This is a genomic window from Bartonella bennetti (genome assembly GCF_045945445.1).
Lineage (GTDB): Bacteria > Pseudomonadota > Alphaproteobacteria > Rhizobiales > Rhizobiaceae > Bartonella.
The window spans coordinates 1,356,321-1,377,837 of sequence record NZ_CP174576.1 but is presented as its reverse complement, the minus strand read 5'-3'; the positions used below and the strand labels follow the sequence as shown (position 1 = coordinate 1,377,837).

The window sequence follows — 21,517 nt, the reverse complement described above, 5'->3', positions numbered from 1 at the left end:
GAATGATTAATTTTATGCAATGAATGTCACAAAAAAGCTTTTTTATGTGGGTTCGTAAAAGATTGAAAGGCTTAAAGAAACAATTCTTAAAAGGAGCGAGGACCAAATAAAGCTGATCCAATACGAAGAACATTTGCACCAAATTGGAGAGCGATTTTAAAGTCATTGGACATGCCCATAGAGAGTTTTGGAAGGCCAGTTTCTTTTGCAAGTTTTGCTAAAAGAGCAAAATAAGGGCCAGGATTTTCTTGAATAGGGGGGATCGCCATCAATCCAATGATATCAAGTCCATAATTATTTTTGCATTGAGCAACAAAGGCTTTTACTTCTTGTGGAAAAATGCCACTTTTTTGTGGTTCTAATCCTATATTGACTTGGACATAGCAGGGAAGATGCTTTTTTTGTTTGTGCATTTCTTCTGCTAGGTTTTTAGCTATTTTTTCTCGATCAACAGTTTGAATGACATCGAAGATTTTAACAGCTTCTGCTGTTTTGTTGGATTGTAAGGGGCCAATGAGATGAAGTTCGATTGTGTTAAATGTTTGTCGTAAGGAGGGCCATTTTTCGGCTGCTTCTTGCACACGATTTTCAGCAAAAAGGAACTGTCCTGCTTGCAGAAGAGGAATAATATTGTTTGCGGAAACAGTTTTTGAAACAGCAATGAGTTGAATATTCTCCACGGGACGATGGTAGTCCTGACATGTTTTGGCAATCTCTTGTTGAAGGTTTCTCCATGCGTCAATAGAGGAAATATTAGATGTATTCATAGGGGTATGCTTTCTGTTTTTTATGCAGGAATTAGATAATTTTTTATAAAAGCTTTAAAATAATTCATGAAAAGGTTGACGATAAAGTTAATCCGTGGTGAATCTTCATGAAAATTTTGAAGTTAATTTTATAAAGAGTATAATAAGAATGATAAGCGAGCGCTATAATCCACGTGCACAGGAAAAAAAATGGCAAGCGATTTGGGATGAAAAGAAAATTTTTCAAGCTGCTGATGATAGTGAGCGTGTAAAATATTATGTTTTAGAAATGTTTCCTTATCCTTCTGGACGTATTCATATGGGGCATGTGCGCAATTATACTATGGGGGATGTTGTTGCGCGATATAAGCGGGCAAAGGGATTTCATGTGCTTCATCCAATGGGATGGGATGCTTTTGGAATGCCTGCTGAAAATGCTGCCATGCAAAGTAAAGTACATCCTAAAGTATGGACCTATGAAAATATCAGGGTAATGCGAAAGCAATTGCAAAAACTGGGTTTTTCTTTGGATTGGTCCCGTGAATTTGCCACATGTGATGTAGAATATTATCATCGTCAACAAATGCTATTTCTGGACTTCTATCAGAAGGGGCTTATTTCACGTCAGGTGGCTAAGGTCAATTGGGATCCTGTTGATCAAACAGTTTTAGCTAATGAACAGGTTATTGATGGTCGTGGTTGGCGTTCTGGTGCATTGGTTGAACAACGCGAATTAACACAGTGGTTTTTTAAAATTAGTGATTTTAGTAACGACTTATTGGCAGGACTTGAAAAGCTTGATCAGTGGCCGGAAAAAGTACGCATTATGCAAAAAAATTGGATTGGCAAATCACAAGGACTTCTTATTCGTTGGGCTTTGCATAACACCAATACAGCGGATGATATAGGTGATGCATTTGATGAAATTGTTTGTTATTCAACGCGTCCTGAGACTCTCTTTGGTGCTTCTTTTTTAGCACTTTCTTTTGATCATCCAATTGCAAAAGCTTTAGCACAAAAGGATAAGGCACTTGATACTTTTATCGAAAGCTGTCGGTGTAATGGGACTACAGAAGCGGCGTTTGAGACAGTGGAAAAAAAAGGATTTCGTACGCCACTTTTTGCTATTCATCCTTTTGATCCGACAGTGCATCTTCCTGTTTATATCGCTAATTTTGTTCTCATGAATTACGGCACAGGGGCTATTTTTGGATGTCCTGCTCATGATCAGAGAGATTTGGATTTTGCTCGAAAATATAATCTTGCTGTGCGCCCAGTAATTGTACCAACAAAAAGTGATGCTGAGAATTTTGTCATTGCTGAAACAGCTTATGTGGGCGATGGCGTGATGATTAATTCAGGCTTTTTAGATGGTTTGACAGTGCAGGAAGCTTTTCAAATGGTTGCTGAACGGCTTGAGAAACAGTTGCTCAAGGATCAGCCTCAAGCACAAAAAACAGTGCAATTTCGATTACGTGATTGGGGAATTTCGCGTCAGCGTTATTGGGGCTGTCCGATCCCTATGATCCATTGTACGGATTGTGGTGTTGTGCCTGTCCCACGTGCTGATTTGCCCGTTGTGTTACCCGATGATGTTACTTTTGATCAGCCTGGTAATCCACTTGCGTGCCATGATGAGTGGCAAACAGTAGTTTGTCCTTGTTGTGGTCAATTGGCAAAACGTGAAACCGATACAATGGACACTTTTGTTGATTCTTCTTGGTATTATGCACGCTTTACTACACCTCATGCTCAAGAACCAATAGATCAGAAAATAGCAGCACAATGGTTGCCTGTTCAGCAATATATTGGTGGTATTGAGCATGCAATTTTGCATCTTTTATATGCACGTTTTTTCACACGTGCGATGAAGATGATAGGCTATGTTTCGGTAGATGAGCCTTTCGAAGGTTTATTTACGCAGGGTATGGTTGTTCATGAAACCTATCAAGATGAAAAAGGGTGGGTTTCGCCAGCAGATGTCGTAATTGTTGAAAAGGATGGAAAGCGTTGCGCCTATAAGCTCACCGATCAAAGTGAAGTGATGATTGGTTCAATTGAAAAAATGTCAAAATCAAAAAAGAATGTCGTTGATCCTGATGATATTATTGCTTCCTATGGAGCGGATACTGTACGCTGGTTTATGTTGTCAGACTCTCCTCCTGAGCGTGATGTCATTTGGACGGAATCTGGAATTGAAGGTGCGCACCGTTTTGTGCAGCGTGTTTGGCGTTTAGTGGCTTTAAGTTCTCCGGTTTTAAAGGAGGTAAAGCCATGTGCAGGACAGCAAGGAGCTGCTTTAGAGCTTTCCAAAGCAGCCCATCGCACACTTTGTGCTGTAGAAGATGATTTAGAAAAACTTGCCTTTAATCGAGCTGTTGCACGCCTTTATGAATTATTGAATGTGATAGCTTCCTCTCTAAATAATATAGAAAATGCTGAAGATGAAATGAAGTCTGCACTGCGTCAAGCAGTGGATTTTTTCATTGCAATGATTGCCCCTATGATGCCTCATTTAGCAGAAGAATGTCATGCTGCTTTGGGCGGGAATACACTGATGTCGCAGTGTCCTTGGCCTTCTTATGATTCTGCATTAACGGTTGAAGAATATATTACTTTACCGGTGCAAATTAATGGTAAAAAGCGGGGTAATGTAACTCTTGCTGCGGTCGCTGATAATGTGGCAATTGAAGAAGCGGTTTGTGCTCTTGATTTTGTGCAAGCACACTTAGTTGGAAAATCTATTAAGAAAATGATTATTGTTCCAAAAAGGATTGTTAATGTCATTATTTAATGGATTTATTGCTGCTGTTTTTTCTTGTTTGTTTGCTTTTCTTAGTGGATGTACCATTGAACCACTTTATCGTCAGGTTTCACAGGGATCGACATCTACGATTTCTCTTTTGCACGTTGGAACATCAGAAAAGATTTCTAGAGGACTTTCTGAGAAATTTGCAGCTATTGTGATTGAAGAACCCTCTGATCATTTCAGTCAAATGGTGCGTAATCATTTATTGTTTCTTCTCTATGGGCGTGGAGGAAAGCCTTCCATGCCAATTTACCAATTGTCATTGCAAACATCGGTTTTTACACGAACATCTTTCGAAATAGACAGTGACCTGGAAGAGGATGGAATAGGATACCCTTCTGTTGGAACAATCGTGAGTAAAGCTTCTTATATTTTAAAAAATATGAAAAATGAACTTATTGCGAAAGGGACAGGAACAATGAGTGCTTCTTTTGATCGACTTCGTCAAGAATATGCAACAGTGCAAGCTGAAAAAAATGCGCAAAAACGCGTTGCAGAAGAATTGGCTGAACGCATTTTTATGTTGCTTGCAAAAGATCTTGCAAAAATTTCTCCTTTTTAAAAGCTCATATTCTTCGAATATTAAAATAAGTTGCATATTTTTATGAAGAAGTTTTGGACACGATATGGCTCAGTTAGAGTAAAATTTTATTTTATTAAATTTATATCTCTTATCCGTTTAAAAACATTTTAGTTGAGATGTTTGAAGAAGAAGTACACTATTTGTAGGGTTTTTAAATGCTTTTTAAGCGATATTTTGTCCCGTTTTTGCCCAGTCTGCCGCAAATGTCTCTAAGCCTTGGTCAGTTAGAGGATGTTTAACTAGATTTTTTAAGATTGCTGGGGGAATAGTTGCAACATCTGCACCACTCAATGCTGCTTCTTTAACATGATTGACAGAGCGGATGGAGGCAGCCAAAATTTGAGTCTTGAAATTATATTGGTCATAAAGAGTGCGAATTTCGTGGAGAAGTTCGATACCATTGTATCCACAATCATCGATTCTTCCGATAAAAGGTGAAATAAATGTTGCATGCGCTTTTGCAGCTAACAAAGCTTGATTAGCTGAAAAACAAAGGGTAAGGTTTGTTTTTAGCCCTTGTTCAGTGAGGGCTTTACAAGCTTTTAATCCATCAAGTGTTAAGGGGAGCTTGATGCAAATATTGTCAGCAATTTTTGCTAAAACAGCCGCTTCTTTCATCATATTATTGAAGTCAGTTGCAACAACTTCAGCGGACACTGGTCCGTTGACGAGAGCACAAATTTCTTTGATGGTTTCCAGAATATTACGTCCAGATTTGAGAATGAGAGAAGGATTGGTTGTGACACCATCGACCAATCCTAAATTTTGTAATTCTTGGATATCTTCTTTATGCGCACTATCCACAAAAAATTTCATTTCAAATCTCCTTGGGCTTTTAAAAGTTTGTTGTTTAATACTTCTCTTGGTTCTTCTTGTATATGTTATGCGCTATTCTTTATAGCAAAAGCAAGGGGCCGATTGATGGATAGAGGAGTGATACAAAACGTCTTTAGAAGAAGGCAAGTAAATGAAAAAAGTATATTATCACATTGTTTCATTCTGGGATAATTATTGTATTGGTTATATAAAGAACAGGTCAGAGAAAAAATAGGGTACAAGAATAGAAAAATACAAACAATAAGACCAAAGCACTATCGATAAAAAGGTGATGTCAATTGTGACAGAAATGCAAATTGTTTCGGTTGTGGTACCGATCCCAGTTTTTCAGGCTTATAGCTATGGGGTAGAGCCGCATATAGAGATAAAAGTTGGCTCTTTTGTGCGTGTTCCTGTTGCAGGACGCGAGATTTGTGGTTTTGTGGTTGCTATTGGTGAGCCGATATCTGAGGAAGAACAAAGGGAGAGTTTAAAGAGAGTAACCGATGTTCTTGTGGCGCGTGATAAATTGCGCTTTGTGACGCATGTTTTTGATTGTCCGCCATTAAAAGCTGAGATGATCGCATTTTTGCGTTTTTTCAGTCAGTATACTATGACGCCTTTCGGTCTTGTTGCAGGGTTGGTTTTACGTGTGCCGACAGCTTTAGATCCAGAAGAGAAGATGGTGGGGTTGCGTTATTGTGGAGGGAACGTAGAACGGTTAACACCAGCGCGATCGCGTGTTTTAGACTTGGCACGTGATGGAATGATTCGGACTCGTTCTGATCTTGCTCATGCCGCGAGAACTTCTCCTTCAGTGGTAGATCTTTTAAAATCACTTGGGGTTTTTGAAGAGGTTGTGGTTCCAGTACAGGCAGTGGTTGCTCTGCCTGATCCTGATTTTTGTCCACCTGTTTTAGAAGGAGCACAGAAATCGGCAGCAAATTTGTTGCGAGAAGGCGTTTTATCTTCTCAATTTCAGGTTTTTTTGCTTGATGGAGTCACGGGGTCTGGAAAAACAGAAGTCTATTTTGAGGCGGTTGCGCAAGCGCTAAGGGGCAACAAACAGGTTTTGATTTTATTGCCAGAAATTGCTTTAACACAGCAATTTTTAGACCGTTTTCATGCACGTTTTGGAGTTTCAGCAGCTGAATGGCATTCTGATTTAACACCACGTCGTCGTGAACGTGTATGGCGGCAAGTTGTAGAAGGAAAAGTGCGGGTTGTTGCAGGAGCACGTTCAGCGCTTTTTTTACCTTTTCTGGATCTTGGATTAATTGTCGTTGATGAAGAGCATGATGGTGCTTATAAACAAGAAGAACGTATTTTTTATCATGCCCGGGATATGGCTGTAGCGCGGGGATCTTTTGAGCGTTGTCCTGTTATTTTATCGTCAGCGACTCCTTCAATTGAAAGTCAGGTGAATGTTCTATGGGGGCGTTATCAGCGGGTGCATTTGCCTTCACGGTTTCAAGCAGTAGCGTTGCCGCATTTGCGCGTGATTGATATGCGTAAAGGGGGTGTAGAAAAAGGACGCTTTATTTCTTGTGTTCTTGAACAGGCTTTGAGAAAAACTTTAGAAAAGGGTGAGCAGGCGCTTTTGTTTCTCAATCGGCGTGGATATGCGCCTTTAACACTTTGTCGGGTGTGTGGACATCGCTTTCATTGTACGGATTGTTCGAGTTGGTTGGTTGAGCATCGTTTGCGAGGACAGCTTAAATGTCATCATTGTGGTTATTATGAGCCTCTTCCAGAAGCTTGTCCAGAATGTGGGACATTGGATCATTTAGTGGCTTGTGGGCCAGGGGTGGAAAGAATTGCCGAGGAAACACAGATACTTTTTCCACAGGCACGGTTGCTTATTCTATCTACTGATTTAAAAGGAAGAATTAGTCAATTACGACGAGAATTAGAAGCAATTGCAAGGGGGGATGTAGATATTGTTATTGGAACACAGTTAGTTGCTAAGGGGCATCATTTCCCTAGATTGTCTTTGGTTGGGGTGATTGATGCTGATTTGGGTCTTGCCAATGGTGATTTACGTGCAAGTGAACGCACTTTTCAGCTTTTGTCTCAAGTCACAGGGCGAGCCGGGCGTATGGGATTAGAAAGTTTAGGATTGTTGCAAACTTATCAACCAGATCATCCGGTTATAAAAGCTTTACTTTCACAACAGCGTGAGGATTTTTATGAGCGTGAGATTGCAATGCGCCAGCATGACGTTTTGCCTCCTTATGGACGATTTGCAGCTTTGATTGTTTCTTCGGAAAAACGTCAAGTTGCAGAAAATTATGCCCGTGCATTGCGCCGAGTTGCACCATCGGTGAAAGGTGTATCGGTGATGGGACCTGCAGAAGCACAGTTGGCACTTGTGCGGGGTCGTTATCGTTTTCGGCTGTTATTTCATGGGCAGCGCTCTTTTGATTTGCAAGGGTTTATTCGTGTCATCCTATCTCGTGCACCAAAGAAGCCTAGTTCGGTTCGGGTTCAGATTGATATTGATCCGCAAAGTTTTCTCTGAAAAGGCAATGAAAAGGCAAATAGAGACATTTGTTTGTTATAAAGCATATTTTAAAAGGGGAGTGGTTTTGAAAAAGATTGGATTTATAATTTTTATTTTTACCTGGTTTATCGGGACAGGAGCACAAGCATCGATTTCTGATGTGATTAAAAACAATGAAAAAAAGGAAATGCAAAGCATCGATGCGACTGTTTTTATTTTTACTTATCGCTTAATGAGAGAAGTGGAAAAAGTTTTTCAGCCAATCATTGCTTCTCCACAACAAGCAATGCGGTCTCTTTGTGGTTTTCCAGTTACGCATTCCCGTCAGTTGATTTATGCTTATGCAGTCTTTTATGATGATATAATTTTGCAAGATATTATGGCCTTTAATAAGTCATTGAATATTTATCATAGGACTGTTGTTGGACCATTGACAGCACAAATTTTGCGGCATTTACAAAATCATCGCAAATTGATGGAAAAAGCACGTATATTGGATCTTTCGGTAGATGTTGTGGAAGCTCTTTTGATGGATGAAAGTTTTAAAATGGATATTTTATTATCTAAAGTTGGAAAAGAAGTTTCCTCTTCAGTGTTCGATACATTTCATGAAGGGGATATGGAAAAATTAAATCAGGTATCAGCTAATATCAAAAATGGACTCAAAAAAAATTGTGTTCCTCATCCGTCAATTAAAAAGTCATTTTAGTTATTTTATCTAAAAATTTTCAAAAAGCATTGCTTTGTGGTGTTGCGAGTCGATGATGTCTATGCTAGAGATTGGGAAATTTTTTGTTCTGAGTTTCAAGAAAAAGATTTTTGGAATTTGAAATATGTGGTCCATTTTTTCTGATCAATATCAGAGAATCTCTTAAGGAAAAGAGGCGGTATTTCGTGTCAGATTCAGTTTCTCTTGTCCCATTGCCGCTAGTGAGCCAGCGTTATGCAAAGGCATTTTTTGATTTGGTTCAAGAAGCAGGTTGTATTGAACATGTTGAAAAGGAAGTGGCGTCTTTCTTGAATATTTTGGAGCAAAATGAAGATTTAAAATATTTTGTGCATAGTCCGTTTTTTTCAGTAAAAGAACAGAAGAAAGCATTAAATGCTCTTTGTGAAAGTATAGAGTTTGTTCATGGAGAGGCAGGCCGCATTTTTCGCAATTTTTTAGGTGTTATTGCAGCTAATCGTAGGCTTTTTGCATTACCCAGTATTTTACGTGCTTTTCAGCGTCATCTTGTTCTTTTCCGTAGAGAGTTTTTTGTGCAAATTATTTCTGCACATCCGTTAAATGCTTCTCAGAAAGAAATGTTGCGCACGGCATTGGAGAGTGTTGTCAGAGGAAAAATTATGTTACAACTTTCCGTTGATCCAACAATTCTTGGTGGTTTTATCATTCGTTTAGGGTCATGCCAAATTGATGCGTCCCTTATAACAAAATTATCTTCACTTAAGCTTTCATTGAAAAAAGAGGTCAGCTGATGGATATTAGACCGTCTGAAATTTCAAAAATCCTAAAGAAACAAATCAAAGACTTTGATCAAAAAGCTGAAGTTTCAGAAGTTGGTTGGGTTTTATCTGTGGGTGATGGAATTGCTCGCGTTTATGGTTTGGATAATGTCCAGGCAGGTGAAATGGTCGCGTTTTCCAATGGTGTGCAGGGAATGGCACTGAATTTGGAAACGGATAATGTTGGGATTGTGATTTTTGGATCAGATCGTGATATTCGTGAAGGCGATACCGTTAAACGGCTCGGGGCTATTGTGGATGTCCCTGTAGGACCTGCTTTGCTTGGTCGTGTTGTAGATGCACTAGGTAATCCCATTGATGGAAAAGGTCCTATTAAGGCAAAAGAGCGTCGTCGTGTTGATGTCAAGGCTCCTGGTATTATTCCACGTCAATCTGTGCATGAGCCAATGTCAACTGGATTAAAGGTTATTGATGCCTTAATTCCCATTGGACGTGGACAGCGTGAATTGGTGATTGGTGATCGTCAAACAGGAAAAACAGCGATTTTGCTCGATACATTTTTAAATCAGAAGCGTTTTCATGAAAATGCTACTGGGCAAGATCAAGACAAAATATATTGTATCTATGTGGCAATCGGTCAAAAACGTTCAACGGTTGCGCAATTTGTTAAAATTTTGGAAGAACGTGGAGCACTTGACTATTCAATTATTGTTGCAGCTACAGCGTCTGATCCTGCTCCGATGCAATTTATTGCTCCCCTTGCTGGTTGTGCAATGGGAGAATATTTTCGTGATAATGGTCAACATGCGTTGATTGGTTATGATGATCTTTCCAAACAGGCTGTTGCTTATCGTCAAATGTCTCTTTTGTTGCGTCGTCCTCCTGGTCGTGAAGCTTATCCAGGAGATGTTTTTTATCTGCACTCTCGTCTTTTGGAGCGGGCTGCAAAGCTTAATGCTGATAATGGTTCTGGATCTTTAACAGCACTGCCAGTGATTGAAACACAAGCCAATGATGTCTCTGCTTATATTCCAACCAATGTGATTTCGATTACCGATGGTCAGATTTTTCTGGAAACAAATTTATTCTATCAAGGGATTCGCCCTGCAGTGAATGTTGGTCTTTCTGTTTCACGTGTTGGTTCTGCTGCCCAAATTAAGGCAATGAAGCAAGTTGCTGGTTCTATCAAGGGTGAATTAGCTCAATATCGAGAAATGGCAGCTTTTGCGCAATTTGGTTCAGATTTAGATGCGTCAACGCAGCATCTTTTAAATCGTGGCGCACGTTTGACAGAGCTTTTAAAGCAGCTACAATTCTCACCACTTAAAGTAGAAGAACAAGTTGTTGTTATTTTTGCTGGTGTAAATGGTTATCTTGATTCATTAGCTGTTTCTGATGTTGGGCGATTTGAACAAGGGCTTTTAACACTCCTACGCAGTCATCATGAAGAGCTCTTAAATGCGATCGCTGAACAGAAACAAATAACGGATCAAATTAAAACTCAAATGGTTGTTGTTCTTGATAATTATGCAAAGAATTTTTCTTAATTGATTGGTGGAATGCGTAAATGGCGTCGCTAAAGGATCTTAGAGACCGTATTGCCTCGGTTAAGGCAACGCAGAAGATTACCAAAGCTATGCAAATGGTTGCAGCAGCGAAGTTGCACCGTGCGCAAGAAGCAGCTAAATCTGCGCGACCTTATGCTCAGCATATGGCTACTCTTTTAGCGCATGTGTCTGCTGATCTTGATCCAGTGGACGCGCCGCCTTTAATGTGCGGTACAGGGCGAGATGATAAGCATCTTTTGGTTGTTTGTACAGCTGAACGTGGTTTGTGTGGTGCTTTTAATACGCAGATTGTTCGTCGTGCACGTGAACATATTAATGGCCTTCTTTCTGCAGGTAAAACGGTTAAAATTTTAACTGTTGGAAAAAAGGGAGCAGATATTTTACTTCGTGATTTTAAAGCTCTGATGATTGATCATATTGATTTGCGCTCTGTGAAACAGATCAGTTTTGCAGAAGCAGCTAAAGTAAGTCAGTGTATTATTGATCTTTTCAATGAAGGAGTGTTTGATGTTTGTACGCTTTTTTATTCTGAATTTGTATCAGTCGTTAATCAGTGTCCAAAGGCTATCAATTTAATTCCAGTAGATACTCAAAAGGAGTTTTCTGATGAGATTGGTGGTATTCCAAAAGGAAAAAAAAGTGAGATTGTACAATCGGCTGTTTATGATTATGAACCGGATGCAGTTTCTCTCGTGGATGAACTTGTTTCGCGTAATCTCTCTATACAAGTCTTCCATGCTTTGCTTGAAAATGTTGCAGGTGAAATGGGCGCAAAAATGAGCGCTATGGATAATGCATCACGTAATGCCGGTGAAATGATTAATAAATTGACTGTAAGCTATAATCGTCAGCGTCAGGCACAGATTACAACGGAATTGATTGAAATTATTGCGGGCGCTGAAGCGCTTTAAAGTGAGAAGGTAAAGATTAATGATGAAAGCAGAAACGTCCAAAAAAAGAGCAGCAAAAGGTGAAGAAAAAAAATCAGTTGCTCGTTCAGGCGTAAAAAAGATTTCCTCAGCAAAGTCGGCAAAAGGTAGCCAAAAATCTTCTAGTTTTGCGGATGTTGATTCTAAGACTATTCGTTCAAAGGGATCTGTTGGTGAAATTAGGCAAGTTATAGGAGCTGTTGTTGATGTGCATTTTGAAGGAGAATTACCTAATATTCTTAATGCGTTGGAAACAGAAAATTTGGGAAATCGACTTGTTCTAGAAGTCGCTCAACATTTGGGTGAAAATACAGTTCGTACCATTGCGATGGATACAACAGAGGGTCTTGTTCGTGGTCAAAAGGTTTATGATACGGGGGCGCAAATTTGTGTGCCTGTTGGAGAAGCAACTCTAGGTCGTATTATGAATGTGATTGGGGAACCTGTTGACGAATTTGGGCCAATTATGGCGACTAAAAAACGTTCAATTCATCAAGAAGCTCCTACATATATAGAACAATCAACCGAATCAGAAATTCTTGTTACAGGAATTAAAGTGATTGATTTACTCGCACCTTATTCTAAGGGAGGAAAGGTTGGTTTGTTTGGAGGAGCTGGTGTCGGTAAGACCGTTTTAATTATGGAGCTTATCAACAATATCGCAAAAGCACATGGAGGTTATTCAGTGTTTGCTGGTGTAGGAGAGCGTACACGTGAAGGGAATGATTTATATTATGAAATGATTGAAAGCCGTGTGAATGTGGATCCGAGAGAACATGATTCAACTGCAGGCTCAAAATGTGCACTTGTTTATGGACAGATGAATGAGCCACCAGGGGCACGTGCACGTGTAGCGCTTTCAGGTTTGACGATTGCAGAAAGTTTTCGTGATGAAGGGCAAGATGTGCTTTTCTTTGTGGATAATATTTTTCGTTTTACACAAGCTGGTGCGGAAGTTTCAGCTCTTTTGGGACGTATTCCTTCTGCTGTGGGGTATCAACCAACCTTGGCCACGGATATGGGAGCTTTGCAAGAACGTATTACAAGTACCAAAACGGGCTCTATCACGTCTGTTCAAGCTATTTATGTTCCCGCTGATGATTTAACTGATCCAGCGCCTGCTACGTCTTTTGCGCATTTAGATGCCACAACTGTTCTTTCTCGTTCAATCGCGGAGAAGGGAATTTATCCAGCAGTTGATCCACTCGATTCTTTTTCGCGAATGCTGGATCCATTGATCGTGGGTGAAGAGCATTATGCTGTTGCTTGTCAGGTTCAAAGTATTTTGCAACGTTATAAATCTTTGCAGGATATTATCGCTATCCTTGGTATGGATGAATTATCTGAAGAAGATAAATTGTTGGTCGCGCGGGCGCGTAAAATTGAGCGTTTTCTTTCGCAACCTTTCCATGTAGCGGAAGCTTTTACTGGTGCTCCTGGAAAGTTGGTTTCTTTAGAAGAAACTATTGAGGGATTTAAAGGGTTATGTGCTGGCGAGTATGATGATTTACCAGAAGCAGCTTTTTACATGGTTGGTTCGATTGATGAAGCAATTGAAAAAGGAAAACGTTTGATTGCAGAAGCTTCTTCATAAGAGGTGCTCTGTAATGAATGTTTGTCTTAGAAAGACAAGGTATTCCCGTGGAAAATAAAAGAACAGAATCTTTCTTGTTTGAGCTTGTATCGCCTGAAAAACTTGTCTTTTCAGAAAAAGTGATGTCTGTTGTTCTGCCTTCAGTATCGGGATATTTAACGGTTATGGCTAATCATGCTCCTTTAGTGGTGAACCTTGCTCCAGGTGTTATTAGGGTTATATCTTCCTCGGGAGAAAAGGTCTTTGCTCTTTTGGGAGGGGTTGCAGACATTACATCTTTAGGATGCTCTCTTTTGGCTGAAACCGTTGTTGCCGTTAATCATTTATCTCTTCATGATCTTGAGCAGCGCATGGCAGAAGTTCGAGTCATGCTGGAAGAAAATTCAAGCGGTAACACTCATCATAAAGTGGAAGAGTTATTTCAAAAACTAACATCTGTGGATGGTGCCTCAACAGTAGCATAATGAGAAATGTGGGGATAGAAAAGATGCCTAACGAGGGGAATGATGCGGTATCTGCCGTAGAAGTTGGGCCTTCCCCTCATCCAGATGCTGTTTTTGCCGGACCTTTGCCAAAATGCTTCACTTATATTTTTGCTTCTTTTATTTTACAATGGGCTTATGGTTTAGGCGCCAATATGGTTCAATCCAATATTATCGAGCTTACAGGAGATTTCAACACAACGCTTATTGAAACTACATGGTTGGTCGCTGCTTATATGGCACCCAATGTAAGTATTACAATCATGTTGATTAAGATTCGTTATCAATTTGGCTTACGGAATTTTGCTGAACTATCGATTCTTGGATTTGTTGTAGTGTGTGTTTTACACTTGTTTGTTACGGATTTACGTTCGGCTTTGATTATTCGTTTTTTCGCTGGTATCGCTGCTGCACCAATGGCTTCGCTAGCCTTTCTCTATATGATGGAGGCTTTTGCACCGTCAAAGAAATATACTATTGGTCTCAGTTTAAATTATATGAATGCGGCTTTAGCAGTCCCTTTGTCTCGTTTGATTTCACCAAATCTTCTTGAAAATGGCGGTTTTTCTAGCCTTTCAGCAATGGAAATGGGGCTTGTTTTGATCGCTTTAGGATGTATTTTTTCTCTTCCACTTACGCCAATTGTTTACGACAAGGTGATTAAGAAATTAGATTGGGTAAGTTATAGTTTGATTGCGCTTGGACTTGGTTTAAATGCTATCGTGATGTCTATTGGCAAATGGTATTGGTGGACTGAAACGCTATGGATTGGTTGGGCTCTTGCACTTGCGGTTTTTTCTTTGACGATTGCCATTATAATTGAGCTGAATAGAGCAACTCCGTTGGTTGATTTACGTTGGCTTTTTAGCAAAGAAATGATCCAGGTTGTTTTGGTTTTATTGGTGTTTCGAATTCTTTTATTAGAGCAATCAATTTTAGCTGCAGACTTTTTTAATCTTTTTGGTTTGTTGAATCGTGATATGGCTCCTATGTATCTTGCAGTTACTTTCGGTACCTTTTTAGGGGGTGGTATTTGTGTATTTTTTTTACGAATGGGTCGTGAAGATTATTTTTATCTTTTATCTTTGGGCGGTTTAGCACTGGGATCTTATTTAGATAGTCATGTGAGCCAGTTAACCCGTCCGGTGGATATGATTGTAAGTCAAGGATTGATCGGTTTTGGTTATGCTCTTTTTTTGCCTCCTGCTTTATGTAATGGTTTTGTTAAAGCGAGTGCGCGAGGACCTAATTATGTTTTGAGTTTTATTGCGATTTTTTTATTGGCACAAGTTACAGGAGGACTTGTAAGTGCAGCTCTTTTTGGCAGTTTGCAATTTTTTTTCGCGTGTCGTCATTTTGAAGATTTAACACAAGAAATTATAACGACAAGCACACTTGTTTTCGATAAGATAAGTAATTTATCTTCTCCTTATAGGGCTTTAGTGTCTGATAGTTTGGAGGGTGGGAAAACGATACTAAATCTAACGGATCAGTTGAAATTGACAGCAAATATTTTGGCTTATAATGATGTTTTTCGGCTTTATTGTTATATGTCAATGGTTGTTTTAATTATTTTTCTTCTCAAAATATTTTATAAATCATATTTTTATGAGAATTTTATGATGCTTTTCAAAAGTAAAAGTATGATCAGTAAGAGTGAGTAAAAAGGAATGATCAAATTTTTGCGATCAAAATCAACAATTGTTGCATTCTTATCTGGCATGATGGGCATTGTATTGATTTTATGGGCTTGGCAATTGCCGCCATTTGTGAGCACCCTTCAAAAAACGGATAATGCTTTGATTAAGGGAAATATTACTCTGATAAGTCCGCAAATTTCTGGTATAGTGACACGGGTTTATGTTCAAGATTATCAAAAGGTTGAAAAGGGAATGGTTTTATTTGAACTGGATGACACCCTTTTCCGGCGCCAGCTTGTGCAGGCACAAGCAATTCTTGAGGCAAAAAAGGCAAAACTCGCGAGCGTTTTATTACAGCTTCACCTTTTAGAAAAGGAAATTAATACGCTAAGAACTGAAATGTTTCATTCTCAAAAATTATCTAAGAATGAATTGTCTCACCCTAAGAATTTAAATTCTCAAAAAGCTTTGCCATTATCTTCTGCTTCTCCACATTTATCAGAAACATTTGAAACAAAAAGCCAGTTGCAGAAGAAATTGGAATTTGAACGACAAGGTTTGCAATCAGATATTGCGGGAGCGAAGGCGGGTGTTGAAGTAGCCGAGCTGAATTTAGCGCACACTAAAATTATCTCTCCTACTGTAGGACATATTGGATCGGTTGGCGTACAAGTAGGACAATATGTAGTGCCTGGTATGCGGTTGGTTGCTGTTGTTTCTGAGGATATTTGGATTATTGCTCATTATAAGGAAACACAGATTGCTGATATGCGTATTGGACAGCCTGTTGTTTTTTATGCTGATGCTTTAAACAATCAAAAATTAACAGGCCGTGTGGTACGTTTTGCTCCTGCAACGCGATCAGAATTTTCATTATTAGGGGCAGAGACTGCAAATGGTAATTTTATCAAAATTGCGCAACGCATCTCTATTCGTATTGCCATAGATCAAGGACAGGAGGGAATTAAGAAACTTATTCCTGGAATGTCGGTAGTTACGTATGTTGATACAGCATCGCACCATTCTAGGGATTGAAATGTTCTTTTTATTTTGCGATCAGCGGATTTTTAGTATGGTTTTTTGTTTTCAAGAATGGTGTAGGATTTTTATCTTATTTCAAGAGAAGATGACAGAATGCTGATTTTGGGTAGGTGGTAAAAAATGATTCAATGAATCATGGAAAAAGCGGTATTGGTGCGTTGTTAGTTTTTGCGCATAAGAAAATAGCTGGTTAAGACGAGTCCAGCAGTTAATAAGAGAGTTTTTTTAGGGTTGTCTTTTGCCTTCTTTTTTAACTCTTCGGCATGGTTGTTGATGTGGTAAAGAGCGTGGTCTCCTTTTAGTTTCCATTTTTTCAGCATTTTGGAGATGCTATCGAAACGATAGTTCTGAAGGGGCTGACGGTTGATGGTTATGAGCTCCTCTTGTAATTGCGCAATGCGTTTTTTGATTTTATCATTTTTTTTGCAAGGGCTTTGAAATATATACATGGGTTTACTCCTTCTTATTTTTAATGTTTTATAATAAATGTGTAAGATGGGAATTGTCTGTGGAGTTTGGTATAATGGATTGAAAATTGAAAGGTTGCATTTTTCTTTCTTAGCTTCTGTTGATTATTGATTTTTGATGTTTAAAAATAGAGACTCTTGAAAAAATTTTCTAATCAATTCATTCTTTTGAATTGTGCTATGGTGAATATGACCATAAGGCTAAATAAGCTCAGGTTTTGAAAGTTTTGAGGAGCTGATGGATGTAGCGCATTATTTATCTAAACCTTTAGAGCGTCACCGGTCTGTTGCTGTTGCAGTTGGTGATGTTATGATTGGGGGCGAGAATCCAATTGTTATTCAGTCTATGACGAATACGGATACGGCTGATGTTGATGCAACGGTCGCTCAAGTTGCTGCTCTTTGGCGTGCAGGATCTCAATTGGTTCGAATAACTGTTGATCGGAATGAAGCGGCAGCGGCTGTTCCTAAGATACGAGAGCGGTTGGAACGGTTGGGTATTTTTGTGCCATTGGTAGGGGATTTTCATTATATTGGTCATACGCTTTTAGCTGATCATCCTGCATGTGCAGAAGCGCTTTCAAAATATCGCATTAATCCTGGCAATGTTGGTTTTGGTGCAAAAAAGGATAAGCAATTTATTCAAATTATTCAGATGGCATGCCATTATCGTAAACCTATACGGATTGGGGTGAATTGGGGATCACTAGATCATGTGTTATTAACACGGCTTATGGATGAAAATGCTCAGCAGGAAAAGCCTTTGTCTGTTACTGAAGTTATTCGGGAGGCTGTCGTTCAATCGGCACTTCATTCAGCTCTTTTGGCTGAAGAGACTGGTTTAGGACGGGAATACATTATTCTCTCTGTTAAAATGAGTGATGTACAAGATCTCATTGCTGTTTATACCATGTTGGCAAAACGGTGTAATTATGCTCTTCATCTCGGGTTGACAGAGGCCGGTATGGGGACAAAGGGAATTGTTGCTTCTTCTGTGGCTTTGGGAATTTTATTACAGCAAGGAATTGGTGATACAATTCGTATTTCATTAACACCTGAACCAGGCGGTGATCGAACGCGAGAAGTAAAAGTGTGTCAAGAACTTTTGCAAGTTATGGGGTTTCGGCAATTTGTTCCTGTGGTTGCTGCGTGTCCAGGATGTGGTCGGACAACTTCGACGTTTTTTCAACAGTTAGCGCAAAAAATCGAAGCAGATTTGTGCAAAAATATGCCGGTTTGGCGTAATAAATATCCTGGTGTTGAAGGTTTAAAAGTTGCTGTCATGGGGTGTATTGTCAATGGACCAGGGGAATCAAAACATGCCGATATTGGAATTTCATTACCTGGGGTGGGGGAAAATCCAGCAGCTCCTGTTTTTATTGATGGGAAGAAAGTAAAGACTTTGCGCGGTCCTCATATTGCCGAAGAATTTGAAGCGATTTTAGGAGAGTATATTCACACACGTTTTGGGGTATAATTGATACAAGAGGGTTATGTTGTTCTCTCTGCTTTGTTCTCTATATTGCTGAGATATTTAAGGAAATTGTAGAAGAATGTATTGATGCCCATTTTGTATGAGTGATACAAAAGAATTATTTCATTCTACCTGTTTTTATTTTATTTATTCCCCAGAAGAATGGGAAGTTTTAATTTTTACGTGTTGCAATAAACTGTGCTGCTTGTTTCAATGGGATCGCTTTAGCCCCGAAAGGAAGAAGAAGTTCTTCTGCTTTTATGATGAGTTCATCTCGCTTTTTTTTAACTTCGTCAAGACCATAAAGATTGATGAGTGTTGCTTTATTGGCTCTTTGATCTTTTCCTACAGTTTTTCCAAGGATTTTTGTATGAGAAGTAAGGTCAAGAAGGTCATCTGTCAATTGAAAAGCTAAGCCGATCTGTGTTCCAAAAGAGGCAAGTTTATCGGTTAATGTTTTGGAAGCTTGACCCATAATAGCACCTGCTTGACAGGCAAAACGTATAAGAGCAGCTGTTTTCATTTGTTGTAAAGTGATCGTCGCACTTTCATTTTGTGGTTTTTTTTCAGCTTCTAAATCGAGCATTTGTCCACCGATCATGCCACCAAGGCCTGCAGCTTGCGTGAGAGCTGTAATCAGATCAATTTTTGTTTTTGGAGAAAAGGAACAGGCTTTGTGGGCAATGATTTCAAAGGCAAAAGTGAGGAGTGCATTACCTGCTAAAATTGCGGTGCCTTCATCAAAAGCTATGTGGACAGTGGGTTTGCCACGTCGGAGTATATCATTATCCAGAGCAGGAAGATCATCATGAATGAGTGAATAACAGTGAAGACATTCCAATGCTACGCCAATATCAAGAGAGTGTTCAGGAGGGATATCAAAAAGAGCCGCACTTTGAATAACCAAGAAAGGACGCAAGCGTTTGCCACCATTCAAAACACCATGGCGCATGGCATTGATGAGGATTTCAGGTCGGGTAATTTCATCATTTTGGGCTTTATGACTTAGAAGTATGTCGAGTCGCTTCTCAACATTATGAGCGTGTTTTGCAAGAAGAGTCGTGAATTCATGCATCATTTCTTCCTTTCTTCTTTGCAAAATGGTAAGGTTCTTTTTATGATAAAAAAATGAAGAATAAAACGGTTATTTTCATGCCCTTAAATTTTGTAAAAAAATAAAAAGAGAGGAAAAGGTGGCGATAAGGGTAATGCGTTATGTGATCAGTTTTCTTGTGTTTTTATTTTTGTGTCCAGTTATTTTGTTGTTGATTTATCGTTTGGATTTTGTTCGCCCTGTTTCTACTTTAATGATGCGTGATTGGGTGAGTGACAAAAGATATAAGCGTGAATGGGTTGCACTTCCTGATATTGCATTTTCAGTGCCGGCTGGAGTTATTATGTCCGAAGATGGGCGATTTTGTCATCATTCTGGTGTTGATTGGGCTATGTTGATCGATATCCTAAGAACGGATTCAAAATCTTTGCGCGGAGGATCAACAATCAACATGCAAATGATCAAAAATCTTTTCTTATGGCCTAATAGATCTTATATCCGCAAGATTATTGAAATTCCTTATTCTATTATGGCCGATATTATTTTATCAAAAAAACGAATTATAGAAATTTATTTAAATATTGCAGAATGGGGACCTGGAATTTATGGAATAGAAGCTGCGGCTTTTTATTACTTTCAGAAGTCTGCACGAAATTTATCTGTGCAACAAGCTGCAGCTCTTGTGGCAAGTTTACCCAATCCTTATTGGCGCAATCCATATCAACCAATCGATAATTTTTTGGCTTTAACCCGTCTTATTGAAAAACGAATTCATTTTTCACGTGCTTATACACACTGTGTTCATTGAAGAATAGTTAGAATTATTGAAAAGAAAAACAAAAAATTATATGAAAGTCTAGTCAAAAGATTATAATCAGTGTATAAAGAAATAAAATTTTATTCTATTATTGGCAGAAGTTGTCGTTTTCAGCGTTAGTGCTTCTGTGTTGATGAGTGTGGAGTATCCTTTTATGGCTGTACCTAAACGAAAAACTTCTCCATCGAAACGAGGTATGCGCCGTTCGGCTGATGCCCTTAAAGCACCTACTTATATTGAGGATAAAAGTTCCGGTGAGTTGCGTCGCCCTCATCATATTGATTTGAAAACAGGAATGTATCGTGGGCGTTCAGTTTTGCCTGCTAAAGAATAAGCTATATAACAGATATCAAATAAGTTTATTGTTACAGATTTGGATTTAGTAAGCAAAAAAACCTTTTCTATACTTTTATAGTTGGCTGCTTTTTCTTTTGATAAAGAGGGCTTTTGGGGGAGAGCTTTTTGTTGTTGTAGCAATTATACTTAATAAAAGTTCCGGTGAGTTGCGTCGCTCTCATCATATTGATTTGAAAATAGATATGTATCGTGGGCGTCCAATTTTACCTGTTAAAAGAATAAATTGTTTATCAGATGCCAATAATCAAATTGATTATAAATTCTGGAATTTGGGTTAAATGAAGGGGAGGCTTTTTCATAATTGATATGATTAACTGCTTTTATGATAAAAGCCTTTGTTGTGCTTATAATTTATTCTATAAAGCAATAATCTCTCTAAAAGAAAGAGATTATTGCGTGCACGCGAAGTTGATATGTTAAAAAAACTTCTCGGCTTGCAATAAAGATTTTTTTATAAACCTAAAGAATCAAAGCTTGCGGAACAGGTCAATTAATAACTAAGAGCTGATTTTTGCTAGTTTATTCTGTTATAATGCAAAATTTTGCGGTAGATTACGCAGCGTAAACAGCGTTGCTCCCTTCATCAATTTCGTTTTTAAATTCGCATTTTGATTTTTTAGTCAGGTATTTTTCTATTAAGTTTATGGCTTCCATTTCGGTAAGGCTATTGATAACAGCAATTTCACGGGCCATGCGATCGAGAGCAATGGTGTAGAGTTGGCGCTCTGAATAAGATTGCTCAGGTTGTAGATCTGAGCGGAAAAGATCGCGAACCACTTCAGCAATAGAAATGATATCTCCTGAATTAATTTTAGTATCATATTCTTGAGCTCGTCGTGACCACATCGTGCGTTTAATTCGTGCTCTTCCTTGAAGGATTTTAAAAGCACGATTCACAGAATCAACTGTAGATAATTTGCGCATTCCAGTAGAAAGGGCTTTTGCAACAGGTACCTTTACATCCATTTTATCTTTAGCGAAGTGGATTACAAAAAGTTTTAATTTATGTCCTGCAACTTCTTGTTCTTCAATCGCTATAATCTGACCTACTCCATGGGTAGGATAAACGATATACTCAGAGGTTGAAAAATCTTTAGCACTAGAAGAGGTATTGCGAGGGGGTGCCATATTTTAATTTACTCCCTTTGTGACCAATAATGATATTGGCAA

Annotated in this window: 20 protein-coding genes; 15 read left to right on the top strand and 5 right to left on the bottom strand. The window is 38.9% G+C overall.

The features are described 5' to 3' along the window. Positions 1-86: 86 nt before the first annotated feature. On the bottom strand, positions 87-767 hold the full coding sequence (locus tag ACJTDF_RS06215; protein ID WP_407965422.1) for a YggS family pyridoxal phosphate-dependent enzyme: 681 nt from the start codon (positions 765-767) through the stop codon (positions 87-89). A 148-nt stretch (positions 768-915) separates the two neighbouring features. On the opposite strand from ACJTDF_RS06215, the gene leuS reads away from it, so the two are divergent. Further along, complete coding sequence (leuS, locus tag ACJTDF_RS06210) at positions 916-3,540, top strand: leucine--tRNA ligase (protein ID WP_407965421.1); 2,625 nt, start codon at positions 916-918, stop codon at positions 3,538-3,540. Further along, a complete protein-coding gene (locus ACJTDF_RS06205; RefSeq protein WP_407965420.1) occupies positions 3,527-4,117 on the top strand; it encodes a hypothetical protein in 591 nt (196 codons plus the stop codon). Before leuS ends, ACJTDF_RS06205 begins: the two co-directional genes overlap by 14 nt. 183 nt (positions 4,118-4,300) lie before the next feature. Here ACJTDF_RS06205 and fsa read toward each other — a convergent pair whose 3' ends face one another. After that, on the bottom strand, positions 4,301-4,954 hold the full coding sequence (fsa, locus tag ACJTDF_RS06200) for a fructose-6-phosphate aldolase (RefSeq protein ID WP_407965419.1): 654 nt from the start codon (positions 4,952-4,954) through the stop codon (positions 4,301-4,303). Between the two features lie 292 nt (positions 4,955-5,246). On the opposite strand from fsa, the gene ACJTDF_RS06195 reads away from it, so the two are divergent. The 9 genes from ACJTDF_RS06195 (at position 5,247) to ACJTDF_RS06155 (ending at position 16,172) form a co-directional block, all read left to right on the top strand. Further along, positions 5,247-7,475, top strand: coding sequence for a primosomal protein N' (locus tag ACJTDF_RS06195; protein WP_407965418.1), 2,229 nt, complete (start codon positions 5,247-5,249; stop codon positions 7,473-7,475). A gap of 61 nt (positions 7,476-7,536) precedes the next feature. Continuing rightward, entirely contained in the window at positions 7,537-8,166 is a 630-nt protein-coding gene (locus ACJTDF_RS06190) for a hypothetical protein (protein WP_407965417.1), read from the top strand. Between the two features lie 185 nt (positions 8,167-8,351). Next, positions 8,352-8,936, top strand: coding sequence for an ATP synthase F1 subunit delta (atpH, locus tag ACJTDF_RS06185; RefSeq protein ID WP_407965416.1), 585 nt, complete (start codon positions 8,352-8,354; stop codon positions 8,934-8,936). Then, positions 8,936-10,471: a F0F1 ATP synthase subunit alpha gene (gene atpA / locus ACJTDF_RS06180; protein ID WP_407965415.1), complete on the top strand. Its 1,536-nt coding sequence runs from the start codon at positions 8,936-8,938 to the stop codon at positions 10,469-10,471. Before atpH ends, atpA begins: the two co-directional genes overlap by 1 nt. A 20-nt stretch (positions 10,472-10,491) precedes the next feature. Then, positions 10,492-11,403, top strand: coding sequence for a F0F1 ATP synthase subunit gamma (locus ACJTDF_RS06175; RefSeq protein WP_407965414.1), 912 nt, complete (start codon positions 10,492-10,494; stop codon positions 11,401-11,403). A gap of 19 nt (positions 11,404-11,422) precedes the next feature. Further along, the gene (gene atpD, locus ACJTDF_RS06170; RefSeq protein WP_407965413.1) at positions 11,423-13,015 is read left to right on the top strand and encodes a F0F1 ATP synthase subunit beta; all 1,593 of its coding nucleotides are present in this window, start codon (positions 11,423-11,425) and stop codon (positions 13,013-13,015) included. A 47-nt stretch (positions 13,016-13,062) separates the two neighbouring features. Further along, entirely contained in the window at positions 13,063-13,479 is a 417-nt protein-coding gene (atpC, locus tag ACJTDF_RS06165; RefSeq protein WP_407965412.1) for an ATP synthase F1 subunit epsilon, read from the top strand. Between the two features lie 23 nt (positions 13,480-13,502). Next, entirely contained in the window at positions 13,503-15,161 is a 1,659-nt protein-coding gene (locus ACJTDF_RS06160) for an MFS transporter (RefSeq protein WP_407965411.1), read from the top strand. Between the two features lie 6 nt (positions 15,162-15,167). Beyond that, on the top strand, positions 15,168-16,172 hold the full coding sequence (locus tag ACJTDF_RS06155) for an HlyD family secretion protein (protein WP_407965410.1): 1,005 nt from the start codon (positions 15,168-15,170) through the stop codon (positions 16,170-16,172). Between the two features lie 167 nt (positions 16,173-16,339). On the opposite strand, the gene ACJTDF_RS06150 is transcribed toward ACJTDF_RS06155, so the two are convergent. Next, the gene (locus ACJTDF_RS06150) at positions 16,340-16,627 is read right to left on the bottom strand and encodes a hypothetical protein (RefSeq protein WP_407965409.1); all 288 of its coding nucleotides are present in this window, start codon (positions 16,625-16,627) and stop codon (positions 16,340-16,342) included. Positions 16,628-16,883: 256 nt separating this feature from the next. On the opposite strand from ACJTDF_RS06150, the gene ispG reads away from it, so the two are divergent. After that, positions 16,884-18,122: a flavodoxin-dependent (E)-4-hydroxy-3-methylbut-2-enyl-diphosphate synthase gene (gene ispG, locus ACJTDF_RS06145; protein ID WP_407965408.1), complete on the top strand. Its 1,239-nt coding sequence runs from the start codon at positions 16,884-16,886 to the stop codon at positions 18,120-18,122. A gap of 169 nt (positions 18,123-18,291) precedes the next feature. Here the strand turns inward: ispG and ACJTDF_RS06140 are convergent, their stop codons facing one another. Beyond that, complete coding sequence (locus tag ACJTDF_RS06140; protein ID WP_407966234.1) at positions 18,292-19,194, bottom strand: polyprenyl synthetase family protein; 903 nt, start codon at positions 19,192-19,194, stop codon at positions 18,292-18,294. Between the two features lie 118 nt (positions 19,195-19,312). Between ACJTDF_RS06140 and mtgA the strand changes: the two genes are divergently transcribed. From mtgA to ACJTDF_RS06125, 3 genes are all read left to right on the top strand, one after another. Continuing rightward, positions 19,313-19,981 carry a monofunctional biosynthetic peptidoglycan transglycosylase gene (gene mtgA / locus ACJTDF_RS06135; RefSeq protein WP_407965407.1) on the top strand — a complete coding sequence of 223 codons (669 nt, stop codon included), beginning with the start codon at positions 19,313-19,315 and terminating at the stop codon, positions 19,979-19,981. Between the two features lie 163 nt (positions 19,982-20,144). Next, positions 20,145-20,324 carry a 50S ribosomal protein L32 gene (gene rpmF / locus ACJTDF_RS06130; RefSeq protein WP_035006774.1) on the top strand — a complete coding sequence of 60 codons (180 nt, stop codon included), beginning with the start codon at positions 20,145-20,147 and terminating at the stop codon, positions 20,322-20,324. Between the two features lie 97 nt (positions 20,325-20,421). Beyond that, positions 20,422-20,625 carry a hypothetical protein gene (locus ACJTDF_RS06125; RefSeq protein ID WP_407965406.1) on the top strand — a complete coding sequence of 68 codons (204 nt, stop codon included), beginning with the start codon at positions 20,422-20,424 and terminating at the stop codon, positions 20,623-20,625. Between the two features lie 274 nt (positions 20,626-20,899). Here ACJTDF_RS06125 and ACJTDF_RS06120 read toward each other — a convergent pair whose 3' ends face one another. Next, entirely contained in the window at positions 20,900-21,475 is a 576-nt protein-coding gene (locus ACJTDF_RS06120; protein WP_407965405.1) for a CarD family transcriptional regulator, read from the bottom strand. Between the last annotated feature and the right edge of the window lie 42 nt (positions 21,476-21,517).

Excerpts from the sequence above, each read along its gene's own strand:
- ACJTDF_RS06215 (WP_407965422.1), bottom strand. The coding sequence starts at position 767 with ATGAATACATCTAATATTTCCTCTATTGACGCATGGAGAAACCTTCAA.
- leuS (WP_407965421.1), top strand. The coding sequence starts at position 916 with ATGATAAGCGAGCGCTATAATCCACGTGCACAGGAAAAAAAATGGCAA.
- ACJTDF_RS06205 (WP_407965420.1), top strand. The coding sequence starts at position 3,527 with ATGTCATTATTTAATGGATTTATTGCTGCTGTTTTTTCTTGTTTGTTT.
- fsa (WP_407965419.1), bottom strand. The coding sequence starts at position 4,954 with ATGAAATTTTTTGTGGATAGTGCGCATAAAGAAGATATCCAAGAATTA.
- ACJTDF_RS06195 (WP_407965418.1), top strand. The coding sequence starts at position 5,247 with ATGTCAATTGTGACAGAAATGCAAATTGTTTCGGTTGTGGTACCGATC.
- atpA (WP_407965415.1), top strand. The coding sequence starts at position 8,936 with ATGGATATTAGACCGTCTGAAATTTCAAAAATCCTAAAGAAACAAATC.
- ACJTDF_RS06175 (WP_407965414.1), top strand. The coding sequence starts at position 10,492 with ATGGCGTCGCTAAAGGATCTTAGAGACCGTATTGCCTCGGTTAAGGCA.
- atpD (WP_407965413.1), top strand. The coding sequence starts at position 11,423 with ATGATGAAAGCAGAAACGTCCAAAAAAAGAGCAGCAAAAGGTGAAGAA.
- ACJTDF_RS06160 (WP_407965411.1), top strand. The coding sequence starts at position 13,503 with ATGCCTAACGAGGGGAATGATGCGGTATCTGCCGTAGAAGTTGGGCCT.
- ACJTDF_RS06155 (WP_407965410.1), top strand. The coding sequence starts at position 15,168 with ATGATCAAATTTTTGCGATCAAAATCAACAATTGTTGCATTCTTATCT.
- ACJTDF_RS06150 (WP_407965409.1), bottom strand. The coding sequence starts at position 16,627 with ATGTATATATTTCAAAGCCCTTGCAAAAAAAATGATAAAATCAAAAAA.
- ispG (WP_407965408.1), top strand. The coding sequence starts at position 16,884 with ATGGATGTAGCGCATTATTTATCTAAACCTTTAGAGCGTCACCGGTCT.
- ACJTDF_RS06140 (WP_407966234.1), bottom strand. The coding sequence starts at position 19,194 with ATGCATGAATTCACGACTCTTCTTGCAAAACACGCTCATAATGTTGAG.
- rpmF (WP_035006774.1), top strand. The coding sequence starts at position 20,145 with ATGGCTGTACCTAAACGAAAAACTTCTCCATCGAAACGAGGTATGCGC.
- ACJTDF_RS06120 (WP_407965405.1), bottom strand. The coding sequence starts at position 21,475 with ATGGCACCCCCTCGCAATACCTCTTCTAGTGCTAAAGATTTTTCAACC.